This window comes from Candidatus Neomarinimicrobiota bacterium, from assembly GCA_022560655.1.
Taxonomy (GTDB): domain Bacteria; phylum Fidelibacterota; class Marinisomatia; order SCGC-AAA003-L08; family TS1B11; genus JADFSS01.
Genome location: JADFSS010000001.1, coordinates 49558 through 67333 on the forward strand (window position 1 = coordinate 49558; position 17776 = coordinate 67333).

Genomic DNA, 17776 nt, shown 5'->3' on the forward strand with positions numbered 1-17776 from the left:
CATCCCTACTCCTTTGGTACTGGCGGCCCAGGCGCCGTCGGTATGCTCATGTCTGCCCTGGGTGCGCCGACGGCCTCGTGGTAAGTGGTCACCAACGAATTGACCGAGGGCTCAATCCGCTCGAGAAATGGCCGGGGATAGATGCCCAGCATCACAATCGCAGCCATAAGCGGCAGCAGCACGGACCACTCCCGGCGCGTCAGGTCCACGAGCCTTGAGTCATTCTCCCCTGCGGCGCGTCCAAGAACAACCCCCGGCGGCCCATAAAAAACGCGGTGCACCATCCAGAGAAGGTATACCGCCGAAAGGATAACGCCCAAGACCGCCACCACCGCTCCAACCGGTTGGCTTCCGAAACTGCCCACAATAATCAGGAACTCCCCTACAAAGCCATTCAGCCCCGGCAGCCCGATACTGGCCAGCGTCACAATGATAAATGCCACCGCATAGCGCGGCATGATGGCAGCCAGGCCGCCATAGTCGGAAATCTTGCGGGTGTGGGTGCGCTCATAAACCATGCCCACCAGCAGGAACAGGGCACCCGTGGACAAGCCGTGGTTCACCATCTGCAGGATGCCCCCCGTCACCGACTGCAGGCTGAGGGCAAAAATGCCCAACACCACAAAGCCCAGATGACTCACACTGGAATAGGCCACCAGTTTCTTCATATCGGTCTGGACCAGGGCCATCATGGCGCCGTAGATGATGCTTACCACGGCCAAGCTCACCAGCAGGGGGGTAAAGCGGGCCGTCGCCAGTGGAAACATGGGGATGCAGTAACGCAAGAAACCGAAGCCGCCCATCTTCAGCAGAACAGCAGCCAAGATGACCGATCCGGGGGTGGGTGCCTCCACATGGGCGTCGGGCAACCAGGTGTGCAGGGGAAACAGGGGCACCTTAATGGCGAAGGCCAGCCCAAAGGCCAGGAACATCCAGGTCTGGGTCGCCGGGGAAAGTGTCAGGGTTACCAGTTCCAGGTAGTTGGTCGTGTAATACCCCAGTTGCGCCTGCCCCTCGTTATAGAGGGCCAGAATGGCAACCAGCATCAACAGGCTGCCCAGCATGGTAAACAGCACAAATTTGATGGCGGCATAGAGCCGGTTCCTGCCGCCCCAGACGCCGATGATGAAATACATGGGAATCAGCATGGCTTCCCAGAAAATGTAGAACAGGAACAGGTCGAGGGAGGCAAACACCCCCAACAGCCCGGTTTCCATGAGCAACAACGCGGCCATGAAACCCTTGACACGTTCGTGGATAGAATCGAACGCGGCGAGGATGGTCACTGGAACGATGAAGGTGGTGAGCAGCAGCAGCAACAGGCTGATGCCGTCAATACCCACATGGTAGCTGATGCCGTAATTGGAGATCCACGGCGCCAGTGCAACAAACTGGAAGCCGCCCCCGGGCTGGAACCCCTTGAACAGGAAATACGACAGGACGAACGTGACCAGTGACGATCCCAGCGCCACCCGCCGGATAACTTCTCGCTGGCCATTGCCGAGCACAAGGATGACAACTGCACCCGCAGCAGGCATGATAATGGTCAGGGTCAGCAGATGGTGCGACAGCCAGTCCATTATTCCACGTAGAGGTAAACGAGAATGAAGACCACTCCAAAGAGAATGACGGCGGCGTAGTGCTGAATGAGGCCACTTTGTGCCCGGCGAATATAGCTTCCCGCGGCGGCGACGGAGCGGCCCATCCCGTTGACGAAACCGTCGACAGCCTTCACGTCTACCCAAGCCCAAATCATGGTGGCCAACCTCTTGAAGGGACCCACCACCAGGAGCGCATAGGCCTCGTCGATGAAGTATTTGTTGTAGGAGAGCCGGTGAAGGAAGCGCAGCCGCTGGGCCAGGTTTTCGGCCAGTGCCGGCTGGCGGAGATAGATCCGGTAGGCATAGTACCCGCCGCCCAAAACGACCACCGTGGTCACACCCATGAGCAGGAGTTCCAGGGCCTGGGCAGCCCCATGGACGGGAGCAGCGTGAGCGGCTGTGATGGTGAGGACGGGGGCGAGGAAATATTCCAGGCGATTCACGCCGCCCAAGACCTGGGGAACGCCCACGTACCCACCCAAGATGGACAGAAAAGCCAGAAGCACCAGGGGCACCGTCATGACAGAGCTGGACTCATGGGGCTCTTGCGCACCAGCCCATCGGGCCGCGCCACGAAAGGTGAGGAAATACAAGCGGAACATGTAAAATGCCGTCAGGCCCGCCGTAAATAACCCCACCAGCCAGATCCAACTGAAGCCCTCATAGTGGCTGAACGCGCTCCACAGGATTGCGTCCTTGCTGAAGAATCCTGACAATCCCGGCAGGCCAGCGATGGCCAGCACGGCCACCAGCATGGTCCAGTGGGTCGTAGGCAGAGCCTCCTTGAGCCCACCCATTTTCCGCAGGTCCTGTTCTCCGTCCAGCCCGTGAATCACGCTACCCGCCCCCAAAAACAATAGTCCCTTGAAGAACGCGTGCGTCATCAGGTGGAAGATGGCGGCCGAGTAGGCGCCCACCCCTAGCGCGGCAAACATGTAACCCAGCTGACTGATGGTGGAGTAGGCCAGTACCTTCTTGATATCATGCTGAGTAATGGCAATGGTGGCAGCCAGCAGGGCCGTAATGATACCGATGCTCGCCATCACGGTCATGGTCGTGGGCGCCAGGCTGAAGAGCACGCCATTGCGCGCGATCAGGTAGACCCCGGCTGTGACCATGGTCGCCGCATGGATGAGTGCGGAGACCGGTGTCGGGCCGGCCATGGCATCGGGCAGCCACACGTGCAGGGGAATCTGGGCCGATTTACCCACCGCGCCCAGGAGCAGCAGCAGGGTTATGGCGGTGAACACGCCCTCGGCCAACCGCGCGTGGGGAGCCGCTTCAGCGATGGCGCTCATGTTCAGGGTACCGAAATGGTGATAGAGGACCATCATGGCTATGAGAAAACCGGCATCGCCAATACGGTTTACCACAAAGGCTTTCATGCCTGCCCGGGCCTTGGCCTCGTCCCGGAACCAGAACCCAATCAGCAGGTAGGAGCAGAGTCCGACCCCTTCCCAACCCAGGAACAGCAGCACCAGGCTGTCGGCCAGCACCAGATTGAGCATCATGAACGTGAACAGGTTCAATATCGCAAAGTACCGGCGCACGCCTGGGTCGCCACGCATATAACCCATGGAATAAATGTGAATCAGCAGCCCTACACCGCTGACAATGAGCGTCATCAGGGCTGACAGGGGATCGAACCGGTAGCCCACGTTGACCTGCAAATCACCCACCGAAATCCATGCGAACAGGTTTTGGGAAATATGGGCGACATCCGGTCGTGTGAGAGCAAGAAAGTACGTGGCGCTCATTACGAAGGAGCCGAGCACAGCCAGGGAGGCCACCAAGCCGGCCTGGCGCTCCGTCAGCCAGCGTCCCAGCAGGCCGTTGATCAGAAAGCCCAGCAAGGGAAAGAGCGTAATCAGGTAGAGACTGATCACCGTCAATTCTTCATCAGGTTGAAGCTGGAGATGTCCGTGGTTTGCAGGTTGCGGAAAAGCGAAATCATGATGGCCAGCCCCACGGCCACCTCAGCCGCGGCCAGCGTCATGATGAAGAAGACAAAAACCTGGCCGTCAACACTGCCGTGATAGCGCGCAAATGCAATGAAGACCAGGTTGACGGCATTGAGCATGATCTCCACGCTCATGAATACGATGATGGCGTTGCGGCGGAACAGCACGCCCAGCATGCCGATGGTAAACAGCAGCCCCGCCAGGGTCACAATATGATACAGCGGCACCACCATACTCAGATGCGCCTCTTGGCCAGAAACACGGTTCCCACCAAGGCAACCGTCAGAAGCAGGGCCGCCAATTCGAAAGGCAACAGGAAACGGGAAAACAGCACCGCGGCCACGTCTGCGACCCCGCCCGACTGCGTCGTAGCCGGTGAAGGACCCGCTGTAGGCGCACTGACACCCTGGCCGGCAAGGACTAGAAAAAGTGCGAGGAACAACAGTGCCAGCAGCCCAAACCACCAGCGATCAAGATGCACCCAGCCGATACGGCGCTCATCCGGACCCACATTCAACAGCATCACCACGAATAGAAACAGCACCATGATGGCCCCGGCGTAGACCAGTACCTGCAAGGCCCCAATGAAGGTTGCCCCCAGCAGGAAGTACAGACCCGCCAGGTTCAGGAAGGCGAAGACCAGAGCCACCACACTGTACATGGGGTTGCGGTTCAGGACCACGAACAGACTGGCCCCCAGCAGCTGTACAGCAAAGAGATAGAATAGGGCAGCGGTCACGGCAGGTCCGCCATGATGGAGGCAGCGCCCGACAAATCCACCTTAGCCGCGCCGGTGTCAGTCATCTGCGGCCATTCCATGGGCTGTCGCCTAGGGGTTCCGGACCGGAGGGTCTCTAAGCAGGGGCAGCTGGATCGGTTCGCCGCGATTGTGGCGCTCATACACATTCCCCGCCCGGGTTACATCGTAGACGCTCAACAGACCTTCCATGTCGATCACCAGGCTGTCCCGGGTGTAGGTGTTGAAATCGTATATCTCGGTGAGCTCGATGGCGTCCACCGGGCAGGCAATCGCGCAGAAGTCGCAGAAGATGCAACGGGACAAATCTATGTCGAACCGGATGGGAAAACGCTCGGCGCCATCATCCCAGGGCGCGGCCGAGGGTTCAATGTGGATGCAATGCGCCGGGCAAGCCGTGGCGCACATCTCGCAGGCCACGCATTTAATACGGCCATCTTCGTATTTGTTCAGCCGATGCAGACCGCGGTAGCCCTCCGGGGGCACGTACTTTTTCTCCGGGTAGAGAATCGTGTCCCTGCGTTTGAACATCCTGCCGAAGGTGAGCAGCAGGCCCTTGACGAGTGCCGGGATATAAAATCGGTCCCAGAATTTGGGATCATAGGTGCGAATCACGGTAGCCATCAGATGAGCCTGTTCATGCTATGACCTCATACCGTCAGTGCCATCCATAGGCCAACCAGCAGGACGTTCAGAAGCCCCAGGGGCAGCATGACCATCCACCCCAGACGCATGAGCTGGTCGTAGCGGAATCGTGGAAAGGTCCAGCGCACCCAGATATAGAGGAACAGGAATAAACCGACCTTAAAACTGAAAGCCAGGACGGATAAAACGGCACCCCAAACGCCCATGGCCCCCTCATCAACCCAGGGAATGTCCCAGCCGCCGAAGAACAGGCAGACCATGAAGGCGGAGGCCGTGATCATGTTGGCGTATTCCGAGAGCATGAACATGGCAAATTTGAAACTGGAGTACTCCGTGTGATAGCCCCCTACAAGCTCCTGTTCCGCCTCGGTGAGGTCAAAGGGCAGTCGGTTGGTTTCCGCGAAGATAGCCACCAGAAATACGAGTGTCGCCAAGGGCTGCTTCCAGAAATTCCAGCCGGTGTCCTGCTGGTGGCCTACAATTTCGTTGAGAGTGAGGCCGCCGCTGATCATGATCACACCGATGATGGCCAGACCCATGGCGAGCTCGTAGCTGATCAGCTGCGCTGATGCACGCAACCCACCAATGAGGGGATACTTGCTGCCGGAGCTCCAGCCCGCCAACACAATGCCGTACACGCCCACCGATGTGAGCGCCAGGATGTAAAGGACGCCAATGTTGATATTGGCCACCTGCAACAGCACCTCGCGTCCTCCGATATACAGGGGCGCCCCAAATGGGATAATCGCGAAGGTCATGAGTGCCGGAATCAGGGTAATGGCCGGCGCCAGCAGATAGATGGGCTTGATCGCATTGCTGGGGATGATGTCTTCCTTGAACAGGAACTTCACGCCATCGGCCAGCGGCTGCAACAGCCCGCGCGGCCCGACCCGATTGGGGCCGTGGCGGTACTGCATGAACCCTGAAATCTTCCGCTCGGCCAGGGTCATGACCATAACAGAGGTAATGACAGCGCCAAACACCACCACCGCCTTAATCAAGCTTGCCAGCACGTCAAACGTGTCCATCAGGCTCCGCTCCCCACGAATTGGCCCTTCAGGCCCAGTCTAAAGCGCGTGGCCTGGCTGTAGGCCGGGATGGTGTGATTAATCTTCCAGGTTACGTCACCGGTAAACGTGTAGAGACTGCCCTCGCCGGTGAGCAGGCGGCTCAGCTCGGCCACCACCAGCCAGTCGGCCCGCGCCTCCCCCTGGAGCTGCCTGGCCGGCTGGAGCCACTGCACCAGTCCTTGGTCGTTGGTAACGGTGCCTTCCCGCTCATAGGGTCCGGCAATAGGCAAGACCAGGTCAGCCCTATCCGTTACGGCAGATGCGTTGCTGGCCAGGACCACCTTGAAGGCCGCTGCGCGGAGCAGTTTGTCCATGTCGCTGGTGATTTTTGCCCGGCCATCGGCGTCCATGATCAGTAGCACCCCGACGTCCCGCAGCAGTGACCGCGGGCCTGCGGCCAAATTGGGAACGACGTCCCGGACCCCCCGCTGATTGCCGCCCCTGTCTGCGCTGATGCGGAAGCCGGAGGGGAACACCTGTTCCGTGCCGCGTTCCACCGGAATAAGGGCGATATTCTTTTTCTCCGAGAGCCGCTGCAGCAGCTGGCCCAGCAGAAAATTGCTCTCGTTGGGCAAAGTTCCCGACGCTAGAGCCCGTACGCCCTCAGGACCTCCATGCTCGCCGATCTTGTCTGCCACCAGCTGGTAGGCCTGCTCCCAGCTAATCTCCGACCACTGCTCACCATCACGCAGCTGGGGCGCTGTGATGGGATCGTCCTCATATTTATGAAATGCGTAGCGCCCAATGTCACAGATAAAGTGCCCGTTGGCCTGCTCGTTCTCCCGGCTGACGATACGATGAATACGGTCTCCGGCGGCATCGACAGTCATGCTGCACCCGGAGGTGCATTCCGTGCACACCGTGGGCGTGTTGGACAGGTGCCATACGCGGGTGGTGTGCATGTAATCCTTGAGCAGCAGGGCACCCACCGGACAGATGTCGGCCACGTTGCCCGCCAGAAGGTTGGAAAGTGGCGCGTCATCGAACACGGCAATCCTGCTGGTGTTGCCCCGTTCCTCAACATACAGTTCATCGGTGCCGGTGACCTCCCGGGTAAAACGGACACAGCGGGTGCACATGATGCACCGGTTGTAGTTAATGACCACGCCAGCGCCCAGCTCCGTTCCGGCCCGGATACGCTTATCCTCGACAAATCGGCTCACGGCGCTGCCGTGTTTGAAGGCATAATCCTGGAGGAAGCACTCGCCGGCCTGATCGCATACGGGGCAGTCCAGCGGATGGTTGATCAGCAGGAACTCCAGCACCAGTTTCCGGGCCGCTAAGGCTTTTTCTGTCTTGGTGTGCACCACCATATCGAAGCGGCCATCAATTTTCTTTTCTTCAGGCAGTTCCCCTACCGGCGTCGAACAAGAGGTTTGCAGCTTGGGCAAGCCCTCGATTTCCACCATGCACATTCTGCAGCTGCCTACCACCGACAGAGCCGGATGGTAGCAGTAGTAAGGAATCTCGAGGCCGGCTTCCAGTGCCGCAGCCAATACGTTTGTGCCGGCAGCGACTTGCAGCTCGTGTTCGTCAATCTTAAGCAGTGGCACTGGTGAGCGCTCCGGCAACAGCCTGCCGGGAATCAGCTGGCAGGTAGGCTTCGAATTCGTCACGGAACTTTTCAACGAACGCCCGCACCGGCCAGCTCACTGCCTCGCCGAACGGGCAGATAGTCTTGCCGAAACTGCCCTGCGAAAAGTCGATGAGCCCGCCGATATTGTCAGCAACCGAGAGAATCAGGTCGATATCCTCGGCCCGCCCCTGGCCCTGGGTCAGGCGCTGCAAAATCTGGGTAAGCCAGGTGGTCCCTTCACGGCAAGGCGTGCACTGCCCGCACGACTCGTGGGCGTAAAAGCGGGCCACATTCAGGCAGACCTGCACCATGTCGGCAGTCTCATCCAGCACGATGATACCCGCTGAGCCAAGCATACTTCCCGCAGCCTTCACCGAGGGGAAGTCCATGGGCAGATCCTGCGCCTCGGCGGCCGTGAGAATCGGTGCTGAACTCCCGCCGGGGATGACCGCCTTGAGCTGGCGTCCCTGGGGGAGACCACCGCCATGTTCGTGGATTAACTCGGTCAGGCTGGTGCCCATGGGACGCTCTACCACGCCCGGTTTGCGGACGTGCCCACTGAGACAGTAGAGCTTGGGGCCCGGGCTATCGGGGGTGGCACCCAGGGCGCGAAACCAATCGGCCCCGTGGGCAATGATATGTGGCAGATTGGCTAAAGTCTCCACGTTGTTGACCACCGTAGGGCAGCGCAGATAGCCCTCGACGGCCGGGAAGGGGGGCTTGATGCGCGGCCAGCCCCGTTTGCCCTCCAACGATTCGATGAGCGCCATCTCCTCACCGCAGATATAGGCGCCGGCGCCGCGGTGGACAATGATGTCCAGGTTGTACTGGCTCCCGAATATGCCCTTGCCCAAAATATTGCTGACCTGGCATTCGTTGATGGCCGTCTCCAGCAGGCGCGCCTCCTTGACGAATTCCCCCCTGATGTAAATGAAGGCCAGGTGGCAATCGATAGCCTTGCTGGCAATAATCATCCCGTCGATGATCTGGTGTGGGTTGTGATTGATGAGCAGGCGGTCCTTGAAGGTGCCTGGTTCACTCTCATCGGCATTGAGAATCAGGTACCTGGGCTTGGGATTGTCCTTGGGGATGAAGCTCCACTTCACGCCTGTGGGGAAGCCGGCCCCACCGCGGCCCTGTAGCTGCGAACCTTTGACCACGTCAATGATTTCTTCCGAGCTCATCTCCAGCACAGCCTTGCGGGCGGCGCGGTAACCTTCGTGGGTCTGGTAGTAGTCCAGCGTATAGGATCCCGGTTCTCCCAGGTGCCTGGTCAGAATGGGCTGGAAAACGTTCATGTCAGCTTGTCCAGAATGCGGTCCAGCTTGTCCCGGGTGACCTTTTCGTAATAGTCATCATTAATCTGCACGACCGGCGCCGTACCGCATGAACCCAGGCACTCCACCGTGCGTAGCGTGTAGCGCCCGTCGGGCGTGGTCTCCGCCGGTTGGATGTGCAGTTTGCCGGACAGATGGGTCACCAAATCATCGGCACCGGCCAGGCTGCAGGAAAGGGTTTGGCATACCTGCAACATGTACTTGCCCCGGGGACGGGTGTAGAACAAGGAGTAGAACGATACGGTATCCATCAGCAGAGCGGGAGCCATGTCAAGCACCGCCGCCAAGGCCTTGATGGTAGCGCTGGAGAGATAGCCTTCCTGGCTCTGTGCCAGGTGCAGCGCCGGCAGCGCCACGGAACGCTTGTCGGGATACTGATTAAGCAGCGCATCGAAACGCTTCTGGCGCTCCGGGGTAAAGGCGAAACTCACCGGTCCAGCTCGCCAGCGATGATATTCAGGCTGCCCAGAATCGCCACGGCATCCGCCACCATCATGCCCCGCATCATCGTCTCGAAGGCGGAATAGTTGATGAATGAGGGTGGCCGGGTGCGAACACGGTAGGGTTCACGTTTCCCGGCGCTCACAATGAAGTAGCCCAGCTCGCCGTTGGGGCTCTCCGTAGGGACATAGACTTCTCCCGTCGGTGGGGTGAAACCCCGATTTTCCATGGTGATCATGAAATGGTAAATGAGGGCCTCCATAGAGTTAAAGATATCGTTCCGCGGGGGGATGATGGCTTTGCTGTCGGCATCCACGTTCACGGGTCCAGCGGGGAGTTTCTCCAAAACCTGGCGACAAATTTTCAGGCTCTCGTCGACCTCGTAAAGGCGCATGAGATAGCGGTCGTAGACATCACCATTCTGGCCAACAATCACGTCAAAATCAAAATCCTCATAGCTGGAGTAAGGCTCCTGGATGCGCAGGTCGTAATCCACGCCGGCGGCGCGGGCGATAGGCCCGGTGAGGCCATAGGAGATGGCATCCTCCTTGCTGATCACTCCAATGCCACGGGAACGGTCAAGCCAGATGCGGTTATGGGTGAGTAGACCGTCGATCTCTTTGATGGTGGCAGGAATCCCGTCCAGAAGCTGGCCGGCGGCCGCAACGAATTCCGGAGGCACATCACGCATCAACCCTCCAACCCGGGTATAACTGGTGGTCAGCCGTGCCCCGCAGACCTGCTCAAACAGATCGTAGACCATTTCCCTTGTACGAAAGGCGTAGAGGAACACTGTGAAGGCCCCGATATCCACCGCTTGCATGCCGATCGCCAGGAGGTGATCCGCGATGCGCGAGAGCTCGCACATAAATACGCGGATGTACTGGGCACGGGGCGGCACTTCCAGGTCCAGCAGCTTCTCGGCTGCCAGCGCGAACGCCACGTTGTTACACATGGGCGAGATATACTGCATGCGATCGGTTATGGTGACGTACTGGTTGTAGTCCAGGTGCTCGGCCAGCTTTTCAAAGCCTGAGTGCAGGTAGCCGATTTCGGGCGTGACCTTGGTGACCAGCTCGCCGTCCAGTTCCATCAGCAGTCGCAGGGTCCCGTGGGTGGACGGGTGCGACGGGCCAAAGTTCAGGACCATGGTTTCCGTGCTGAGCTGCTGGGCTTCCAGCGTCATTCGAAAGCTTTCCCCGCCTTCCAACGGCTGCCAATGGAGCGCTCCACGACGGGAAAATTGTCGCGTTCTCCGCGGCCCTGCAGCGGATAGTCTTTGCGCAGTGGATGGTGGATGAAGTCATCAGGATTCATGATGCGCACGAGGTTGGGGTGCCCGGCAAACTCGATTCCGAAGAGATCGTAAACCTCCCGCTCCAGCCAGTCCGCCGTCTTCCACAGGGATACAGCCGACGGGAGGCTGGGATGCTCCTCCTCCACCCAGGCCCGCACGACGATGCGCCGCGCCTCGTACTGGTTAAGCAGATGATAGACGACCGCATAGCGGGCGTGTCCGGCCAGCTCCAGATGGTCCACGGCAGTGACGTCCGCCAGAAAGTTAAACGCGAAACGGGGGTCGGATTTGAGGGTGCGCAACAGTTCCAGCACAGCGGCGCCCTTTATATGGACTGTCAGCATGCCCCTAAAAGAGGTGAGCTCCAGGAAGGATTCGGGGAATTTATCCTTGAGCACATGGCTGAGCTGATCCTGGGGCAGCATGGGCTCAGGTCTCCGCAGGGGCGTCGGACGGCTGGTAATGGGTGAGTGAATCGCCCTCAATGAGCCGCTGGATCAGCATAAGCCCGTCCAGCACCGCCTCAGGCCGTGGCGGACACCCGGGCAGGTAGACATCCACGGGGAGGAAGTGGTCGATCCCCTGGATCACGCTGTAGGTGTCAAATACGCCCCCGCTGGAGGCGCAGGCCCCCATGGAGATGACCCACTTGGGCTCGGGCATCTGCTCATAAATACGTGTCAGGACCGGCATCATTTTGATGCTGATGCGCCCCGCGACGATCAGCAGGTCGGACTGTCGCGGCGAGAACCGGATGGCCTCCGCACCGAAGCGCGCTATGTCGTGACGCGAGGTCATCGCCGACATGAACTCGATTCCGCAGCAGGCGGTACCGAACGGCATGGGCCAAAGGGAGTTCTTGCGCGCCCAGTTGACAAAATTGTCCAGCCGAGTGGTGACCCATTCACCCTTGCCGGATTGTTCTATTCCCAATCGAAGACCCCCTTGCGCCAGACGTAGACAAACCCGATGACCAGAACCGCCATGAAGAAAAGCATTTCGTATAGGATAAACGGGCTGTGGACCACCAAATCTCTGAAGACCACGGCCCAGGGGAACAGAAAGACAACTTCGATATCAAAGATAATGAACACGAGACCCACGATAAAGTAGCGCACGCTCAAGCGCGACCGGTTGGGCGAGGCCGCATCCAGTCCCGATTCGTAGGGCATGAGCTTCTCCTTGAGCTTCACTTTGGGCCCGATGAGATGGGTCAGCCCGAGACCGCCCAGAGCCATGCCGGCGGCCAGGACGAAAACAAATACAATTGGAACGTAATCACTCAGCACGATGCTACAGCCTTCTCGGTCACTAGGTGGTGGCCTTCAACTCCCTGACGCGCCTTTCGCGGCGCAGTTTAGCCTCCCGGTACCGGCGCTTTTCCTCCTCCGTACCGGGCACCACTTTGGGCACCTGAGTGGGCCGCCCTTTCTCGTCGAGGGCCACAAAGGTTAGATAGCCTGAGCTGGTGTGCCGCCGGAGGCCCGTAAGGGGCTGCTCTGCGTCAACGCGCACGCCCACTTCCATGGAGGTCCTATCGGTGTAATTTACCGACGCCCGCAGCGACATCAATTCCCCAACTTTGACGGGGTTGCGAAAACTCAGGTGATCCACGCCAACCGTCACCACCACTTTACGGCAGTGGCGCGTGGCCGCCATAGCGGCGCACATGTCCATGAGGTGCATCACCTTGCCGCCGAGCACGTTTCCGAGCACGTTGGCGTCATTGGGCAATACCCATTCATTCATCTCCACCTGGGACTCGGCGGCGGGTCGGTCCGGGGATTGGGGCGCGGGCGGGGTTACTCCCGGGCGTGCCATGCTAGCACCAGGCTGGACAGCGGCGGGCTCACATACCCCGGTTGAAGAAGACCAGGGAGGACTGTACAAAGTTCAGCAAGGGGACCCAGTAGACGCCCAGAAGCAGTGTCGGCACCAGCATCGCCAGGATGGTGCCGGTGAGCGCCGGATGATCGGAGATTCGTTCGGAGGTGGGCTCTCCGTCCAGAAACATGACCTTGATAATCCGAATGTAGTAGTACAGCGAGATCACGGTGTTGATCACGCCCACCACCGCCAACCACCAGAATCTCTGCGCCTCTATCAAGACGGCGAAGAGATAGATCTTGCCAACAAAACCGGCCGTGGGCGGCAAGCCGGTGAGGCTGAACATGAAAATCCCCATGGCCACGGCCACCAGCGGGGCCTGGAAGCCCAGTCCGCGCCACTCCTCTATCTCGTCGTAGCCATACCTGTTGTGAATAAAGATGGCCACCAGGAAGGCTCCCAAGTTCATAAACAGATAGACCACCAGGTAGAACATGATGGCCTTGACGGCGCTGGCATTGAGAATCGACACGGCCATGAGCATATAGCCGGCGTGGGCAATGCTGGAGTAGGCCAGCATCCGTTTGACGCTGTCCTGTTGCAGGGCCAGAAGGTTTCCCACCGTCATCGTGGCCGCTGCAAACACGGCCATGAACAGGCCAAATTGCAGTCCCTCCACCGGCAGCCAGGTCCCCAGGTTGAGATCCGGACTGGCACCGAAGGCGATCCCCAGGACCCGCAGCGCCAGGGCAAAGCCGGCGGCTTTGGGCGCCACCGACAAATAGGCGGTAATTGTGGTGGGAGCGCCCTGGTACACGTCGGGCGTCCAGAAGTGGAAGGGCACCATGGAAATCTTGTAGCCGAAGCCCACCATAATCATCAGCAAGGCAACGGTGAGCGTCAGGTGAGCCTTTTCAGGAACAGTGGACAATGCGGCCTGGACGTCAAAGATGTTGGTGGAGCCAGCCATCCCGAACAGCAGACTGAGGCCGTAGAGCATCACCCCTGATGAAAAGGCGCCATAGATCACATACTTGAGTGAGGATTCGCTGGAAAGGGGACGGTCCTTGAGGAAACCTGCCAGAATAAAGGAGCCGATACTTACAATCTCGATGGACAGATAGATGATGATCAGGTCCACGGCCGAAGCCATGAGAAACATCCCGAACAGTACCACCAGGATGAAGAGGTAGTACTCGTGCCGGGGATTGTTGTCCAGCTCCCGCGTGTAGGGAGAGACCAGGTAGATAACGGCGGTTGCCACCAGGAAAAGCCATTTGAAAAACTGGCTGAAAGGATCAATAGCCAGCGCGCCGTAGAATATGGCTTCCTCGGGAACATCCTGAAAGAGCAGGAACACCGCCGCCACCGCCAGCGCCCCCAGACTCAGCAGCCAGACGACCCGGCTGCGGCGACTCGGACTGATAAACACATCGACCAGCACCGTCACGACAATGAAGACCGTCAGGACCAGCTCGGGAAGGAAATATCTCAGGCTTGGGAGGTTATCCACGCTCCGGTCCTCACTGGACGCAGGTCAAAGGTCGTAGCAACAAACCGGGCGCCTACTGGACAGCCATTTGCAAAAGTGGAGCGAATGTTGCCACCAGCTGGTTCATGGTGGCCGATATCACGTCCAGGACCGGACGTGGGTAGACGCCCAGGAAGAGCACGAGAGCCGCCAGGGGCGCCAGGAGGCCGATCTCGCGGGGCGACATGTCGCTGAGACCGGCCCATTTCTCATTGAGCTCACCAAAGAATATTCGCTGGAAGGCCCGCAGGAAGTAGGTGGCGTTCAACAGGATTCCCAGCGTGGCGATTATAGTAAGGGTGCGGAAAGCGCTGAAGCCGCCGATGAAGCACATGACCTCGCTGATGAACGCTGAGAGCGCGGGCAATCCCAATCCGGCGAAGAAGGCCAAGGCTACAAAGCCCGAGAAAACGGGCAGGTTGGCTGCCAACCCTCCGAACCCAAGTTTGCCGCGCAGGGCCTCATCCTCATAATTCTTGGGATAGACGATGTAGCGGTGGTGGGCCCGATCATAGATTACCCCCACCAGCAGGAACAGCATGGCGGTGATGATGCCGTGGTTGAACATTTGCAGGACAGCACCATTCATCCCCGCCTGTGCAGCGGCCGTGTTTTGGCCTACGACCGCCGCCATACCCAGCAGTACGAAGCCCATATGGCTGATGGACGAGTAAGCCACCATGCGCTTCAGGTCGGTCTGCGCGATGGCGTTGGCGGCTCCCCAGATGATGTTGATCACCGCCAGCACCGCCAGCATGAAGGCGAAGCCGATGGTCTCACCCGGCAGCAACGGAAAACTGATGCGCAGCAAACCATAGGTGCCCATTTTCAGCAAGACGCCGGCCAGAATCACGGAGACGGCCGTGGGCGCCTCCACATGGGCCAGCGGCAGCCACGTGTGGAAGGGAAAGATGGGCACCTTGATGGCAAATCCCACAAACAGGGCCACCCAGATGAGCCACTTGATATCCAAACCCCACAGCTGCGCATCAATCTTGGGCGCCTCGGCGATGAGGGTCATCAGGTTGAAAGTGTGAGGCTCGGAATAGAAGTAGAGCGCCAGCATGGCCAGCAGCATCAGCACCGATCCGAAAAGGGTAAACAGGAAGAACTTGATGGCCGCGTAGGTTCGTTGGGGGCCGCCCCACATGCCGATGAGGAAGTACATGGGCAGCAGCATGACTTCCCAGAAGACGTAAAAGAGGAAGAAATCGAGGGCCACAAAAACCCCCATCATGCCGGCGTCCAACAGCAGGAACAGGCTGAAATAGCCCTTGGGGCTTTTGTCGATTTTCCAACTGGCGACAATGGAAATCAGCGACAACAGCGCCGTCAGGAAGACCAGGGGCATGGACAGACCGTCCACGCCAAGGTGGTATTCGATGTTAAAGCTGGGAATCCAGGCAGCCTGAACCTCGAACTGCATGGCGGCGCTGGCGGGTTCGAAGGCGACCCACAGCCAAATGGCCAGGAGCAGCTGTAAGCCGGCAACACCCGCGGCAATCCACTTGATCCTCTCGGCCTGGGCGCGGGGCACAAACAGCAGGCCCACTGCCCCCGCCACGGGTACAAAGACGAGCAGGGTTAAGATAGACGCATCCATTCTATTCAGATTTCCCTTATGGTTCCCTGCGCCAGGCCAACTATGATGTGGTTATAGACTCGCTACTATAAAAAACATGATCGCCCCTCCGGCCAGGGCCCACATGAGGTAGTTCTGGATGCGGCCCGTCTGGACTCTCCTACCGGTGGCTCCCAATCCTCGCGTCAACCGGCCAAAACCGTCAATCACCAGCTGGTCCAGCCAAGTGTAATCCACCCAACCCGAGGCGTTGCCGAACCTGACTGTATTGCGACCCCAGCTATCGATAAACCACTGGTCCCACAGGTTCCAGTCCAGTACAGCGATGACATCCGTGAGCCAAAGAAAAGGCCGGTAGAGCAGGGTGTCGTAAATCTCATCAAAGTAGAACTTGTAGAAAGACAGCTGGTAGAGCCCGAAGCGACGCAGCCGCTGGGCAATGGCCCGGGGGTCAAACCAGGCGAAGAGGTAGAGGACAATGGCCAGGGCGATACCACCACCAGCCACGCTGAGAGACAGGTTGACGGCGGTGGCGTGGGCCTCATGGAAGCCTTGTTCCAGGTGCTCCACACCCAGCTCGGCGTGTCCCGTCAGGTTCTCCTCCTGTTGAATCACATCGGTGAGCCAGCCCTCCCCCTGGAGCGGATTCACCGTTGGAAACGTGAAAAACAGCGGGAAGCTGAGCAGGGCCAACACGATGAGTGGCACCGTCATGAGTCCCGGCGATTCATGTATATGGCTGTAGGATTGCTCGTTGGTGGGGCGGCCATGAAAGGTCATGAATATGAGGCGGAACATATAAAAGGCCGTGATCGCCGCGGCCCCAAATCCGGCTATGGGGAAGAGCACTGCCCACCACTGGTGGTGATCCCGGGCAAAGGCCAGCGTACCGGCGAGTATGGCATCCTTGCTCAGGAAGCCCGAAAAGAGCGGGATACCCGACAGGGCCAGCGTGCCGATGATCATGGTGATATAAGTAACGGGCATTTTCTTCCATAGTCCGCCCATATTGCGCATGTCCTGAGGATCGGTGGTATGGTCATCCACCTTCTGAAGGGCGTGGTGCATGGCGAAGATCACCGAGCCGGAGCAGAGGAACAGCAGGCCCTTGAACATGGCATGGGTCGTGAGGTGGAAAAACGCGGCCTGTTGGGCGCCCATGCCGATGGCCATGATCATGTAGCCCAGCTGGCTGACGGTGGAATAGGCCAGGACCCGTTTGATGTCAAACTGCGTGATGGCGATAAGGGCTCCCAGCACGGCCGTGATCGCGCCAATGACGCCCACGAAGAGGAGCGCATCGGGCGTGAGCAATGGAAACATGCGCACCATCATGTAAACGCCCGCCGCCACCATGGTGGCCGCATGGATCAACGCCGAGACGGGGGTGGGACCTTCCATGGCGTCGGGCAACCAGATATGCAGTGGGAACTGGGCCGACTTGGCCACGGCACCCATGAATACCAAGATGCCGGCCACCGTAAGCAGGGTCGTCTGGCTTGCAAAAAGATTCAGGCCATCGACATCGACCGCGTCGTACAGTCCCTGAAACGTAAAGGTGCCCGTGGCCGTCCAGAACAGCAGAATGCCGATAAACATACCAATATCGCCCACCCGGTTGGTAAGGAACGCTTTCTTACCGGCACTCGCAGCTGCATCCTTCTCAAACCAGTGGCCGATGAGCAGGTAGGAGCTGAGCCCCACCAACTCCCAGAAGATGTACATCATGATCAGGCTGTGGGCCAACACGATGCCGTTCATGGAGAAGGTGAAGATGCCCAGGTAGCCGAAGTAGCGCGTGTAGCGCACATCACCCTTCATGTAGGCCACGGAATACAGGTGGACGGCCGCGGAGATCAGGGCCACCACCGTCAACATGACGATGGTCAGATTGTCCATTTGGAAGCCCAGCAGCAGCTCAAAGGAGCCCAGTGAAAACCATTCCACCCAGGGATAGTGGGGCTCGGGGTGGTTGAGGATCACGTTGGCAAGCAGGGCGAAGGACAGCACGAGGGTGGTGAATATGGCCACCACCGATATCCAGACGCCCCGCGGACCCAGCCGGCGCCCAAAGAAGATCTGCAGTACGAAGGACGCCAACGGCAGGAAGAGGATCGCCAGAGCAATCTGAGTGTCATTGGGGGTGCCCAC

Annotated in this window: 17 protein-coding genes; all 17 read right to left on the reverse strand. The window is 59.1% G+C overall.

What is annotated here, in order from left to right; translation table 11 throughout:
- Positions 1-5: 5 nt before the first annotated feature.
- Positions 6-1580: an NADH-quinone oxidoreductase subunit M gene (locus IH971_00210; protein MCH7496260.1), complete on the reverse strand. Its 1575-nt coding sequence runs from the start codon at positions 1578-1580 to the stop codon at positions 6-8.
- Positions 1580-3484: an NADH-quinone oxidoreductase subunit L gene (gene nuoL / locus IH971_00215; protein ID MCH7496261.1), complete on the reverse strand. Its 1905-nt coding sequence runs from the start codon at positions 3482-3484 to the stop codon at positions 1580-1582. The genes IH971_00210 and nuoL (IH971_00215) overlap by 1 nt, the downstream gene beginning before the upstream one ends.
- A gap of 5 nt (positions 3485-3489) precedes the next feature.
- Positions 3490-3795 (reverse strand): NADH-quinone oxidoreductase subunit NuoK, encoded by a 306-nt coding sequence (gene nuoK, locus IH971_00220; GenBank protein ID MCH7496262.1) that lies wholly within the window; start codon positions 3793-3795, stop codon positions 3490-3492.
- Positions 3796-3797: 2 nt separating this feature from the next.
- Positions 3798-4301, reverse strand: coding sequence for an NADH-quinone oxidoreductase subunit J (locus IH971_00225; GenBank protein MCH7496263.1), 504 nt, complete (start codon positions 4299-4301; stop codon positions 3798-3800).
- A 90-nt stretch (positions 4302-4391) separates the two neighbouring features.
- Complete coding sequence (locus tag IH971_00230; protein MCH7496264.1) at positions 4392-4943, reverse strand: NADH-quinone oxidoreductase subunit I; 552 nt, start codon at positions 4941-4943, stop codon at positions 4392-4394.
- A 26-nt stretch (positions 4944-4969) separates the two neighbouring features.
- Positions 4970-5992 (reverse strand): NADH-quinone oxidoreductase subunit NuoH, encoded by a 1023-nt coding sequence (gene nuoH / locus IH971_00235; protein ID MCH7496265.1) that lies wholly within the window; start codon positions 5990-5992, stop codon positions 4970-4972.
- Positions 5992-7587 carry a molybdopterin-dependent oxidoreductase gene (locus IH971_00240; protein MCH7496266.1) on the reverse strand — a complete coding sequence of 532 codons (1596 nt, stop codon included), beginning with the start codon at positions 7585-7587 and terminating at the stop codon, positions 5992-5994. The genes nuoH and IH971_00240 overlap by 1 nt, the downstream gene beginning before the upstream one ends.
- The gene (nuoF, locus tag IH971_00245) at positions 7574-8908 is read right to left on the reverse strand and encodes an NADH-quinone oxidoreductase subunit NuoF (GenBank protein ID MCH7496267.1); all 1335 of its coding nucleotides are present in this window, start codon (positions 8906-8908) and stop codon (positions 7574-7576) included. The genes IH971_00240 and nuoF overlap by 14 nt, the downstream gene beginning before the upstream one ends.
- Positions 8905-9378, reverse strand: a complete 474-nt coding sequence (locus tag IH971_00250) for an NAD(P)H-dependent oxidoreductase subunit E (protein ID MCH7496268.1) — start codon at positions 9376-9378, stop codon at positions 8905-8907. Before IH971_00250 ends, nuoF begins: the two co-directional genes overlap by 4 nt.
- Positions 9375-10574 carry an NADH dehydrogenase (quinone) subunit D gene (nuoD, locus tag IH971_00255; protein ID MCH7496269.1) on the reverse strand — a complete coding sequence of 400 codons (1200 nt, stop codon included), beginning with the start codon at positions 10572-10574 and terminating at the stop codon, positions 9375-9377. The genes IH971_00250 and nuoD overlap by 4 nt, the downstream gene beginning before the upstream one ends.
- Positions 10571-11110, reverse strand: a complete 540-nt coding sequence (locus tag IH971_00260) for an NADH-quinone oxidoreductase subunit C (GenBank protein MCH7496270.1) — start codon at positions 11108-11110, stop codon at positions 10571-10573. The genes nuoD and IH971_00260 overlap by 4 nt, the downstream gene beginning before the upstream one ends.
- A 4-nt stretch (positions 11111-11114) precedes the next feature.
- Positions 11115-11618 (reverse strand): NADH-quinone oxidoreductase subunit B, encoded by a 504-nt coding sequence (locus IH971_00265; GenBank protein MCH7496271.1) that lies wholly within the window; start codon positions 11616-11618, stop codon positions 11115-11117.
- Positions 11609-11974, reverse strand: a complete 366-nt coding sequence (locus IH971_00270) for an NADH-quinone oxidoreductase subunit A (GenBank protein ID MCH7496272.1) — start codon at positions 11972-11974, stop codon at positions 11609-11611. The genes IH971_00265 and IH971_00270 overlap by 10 nt, the downstream gene beginning before the upstream one ends.
- 22 nt (positions 11975-11996) lie before the next feature.
- Positions 11997-12506 (reverse strand): acyl-CoA thioesterase, encoded by a 510-nt coding sequence (locus IH971_00275; protein ID MCH7496273.1) that lies wholly within the window; start codon positions 12504-12506, stop codon positions 11997-11999.
- 28 nt (positions 12507-12534) lie between these two features.
- A complete protein-coding gene (locus IH971_00280; protein MCH7496274.1) occupies positions 12535-14025 on the reverse strand; it encodes an NADH-quinone oxidoreductase subunit N in 1491 nt (496 codons plus the stop codon).
- A gap of 52 nt (positions 14026-14077) precedes the next feature.
- Complete coding sequence (locus tag IH971_00285) at positions 14078-15634, reverse strand: NADH-quinone oxidoreductase subunit M (GenBank protein ID MCH7496275.1); 1557 nt, start codon at positions 15632-15634, stop codon at positions 14078-14080.
- A gap of 63 nt (positions 15635-15697) precedes the next feature.
- The gene (gene nuoL / locus IH971_00290) at positions 15698-17776 is read right to left on the reverse strand and encodes an NADH-quinone oxidoreductase subunit L (GenBank protein MCH7496276.1); all 2079 of its coding nucleotides are present in this window, start codon (positions 17774-17776) and stop codon (positions 15698-15700) included.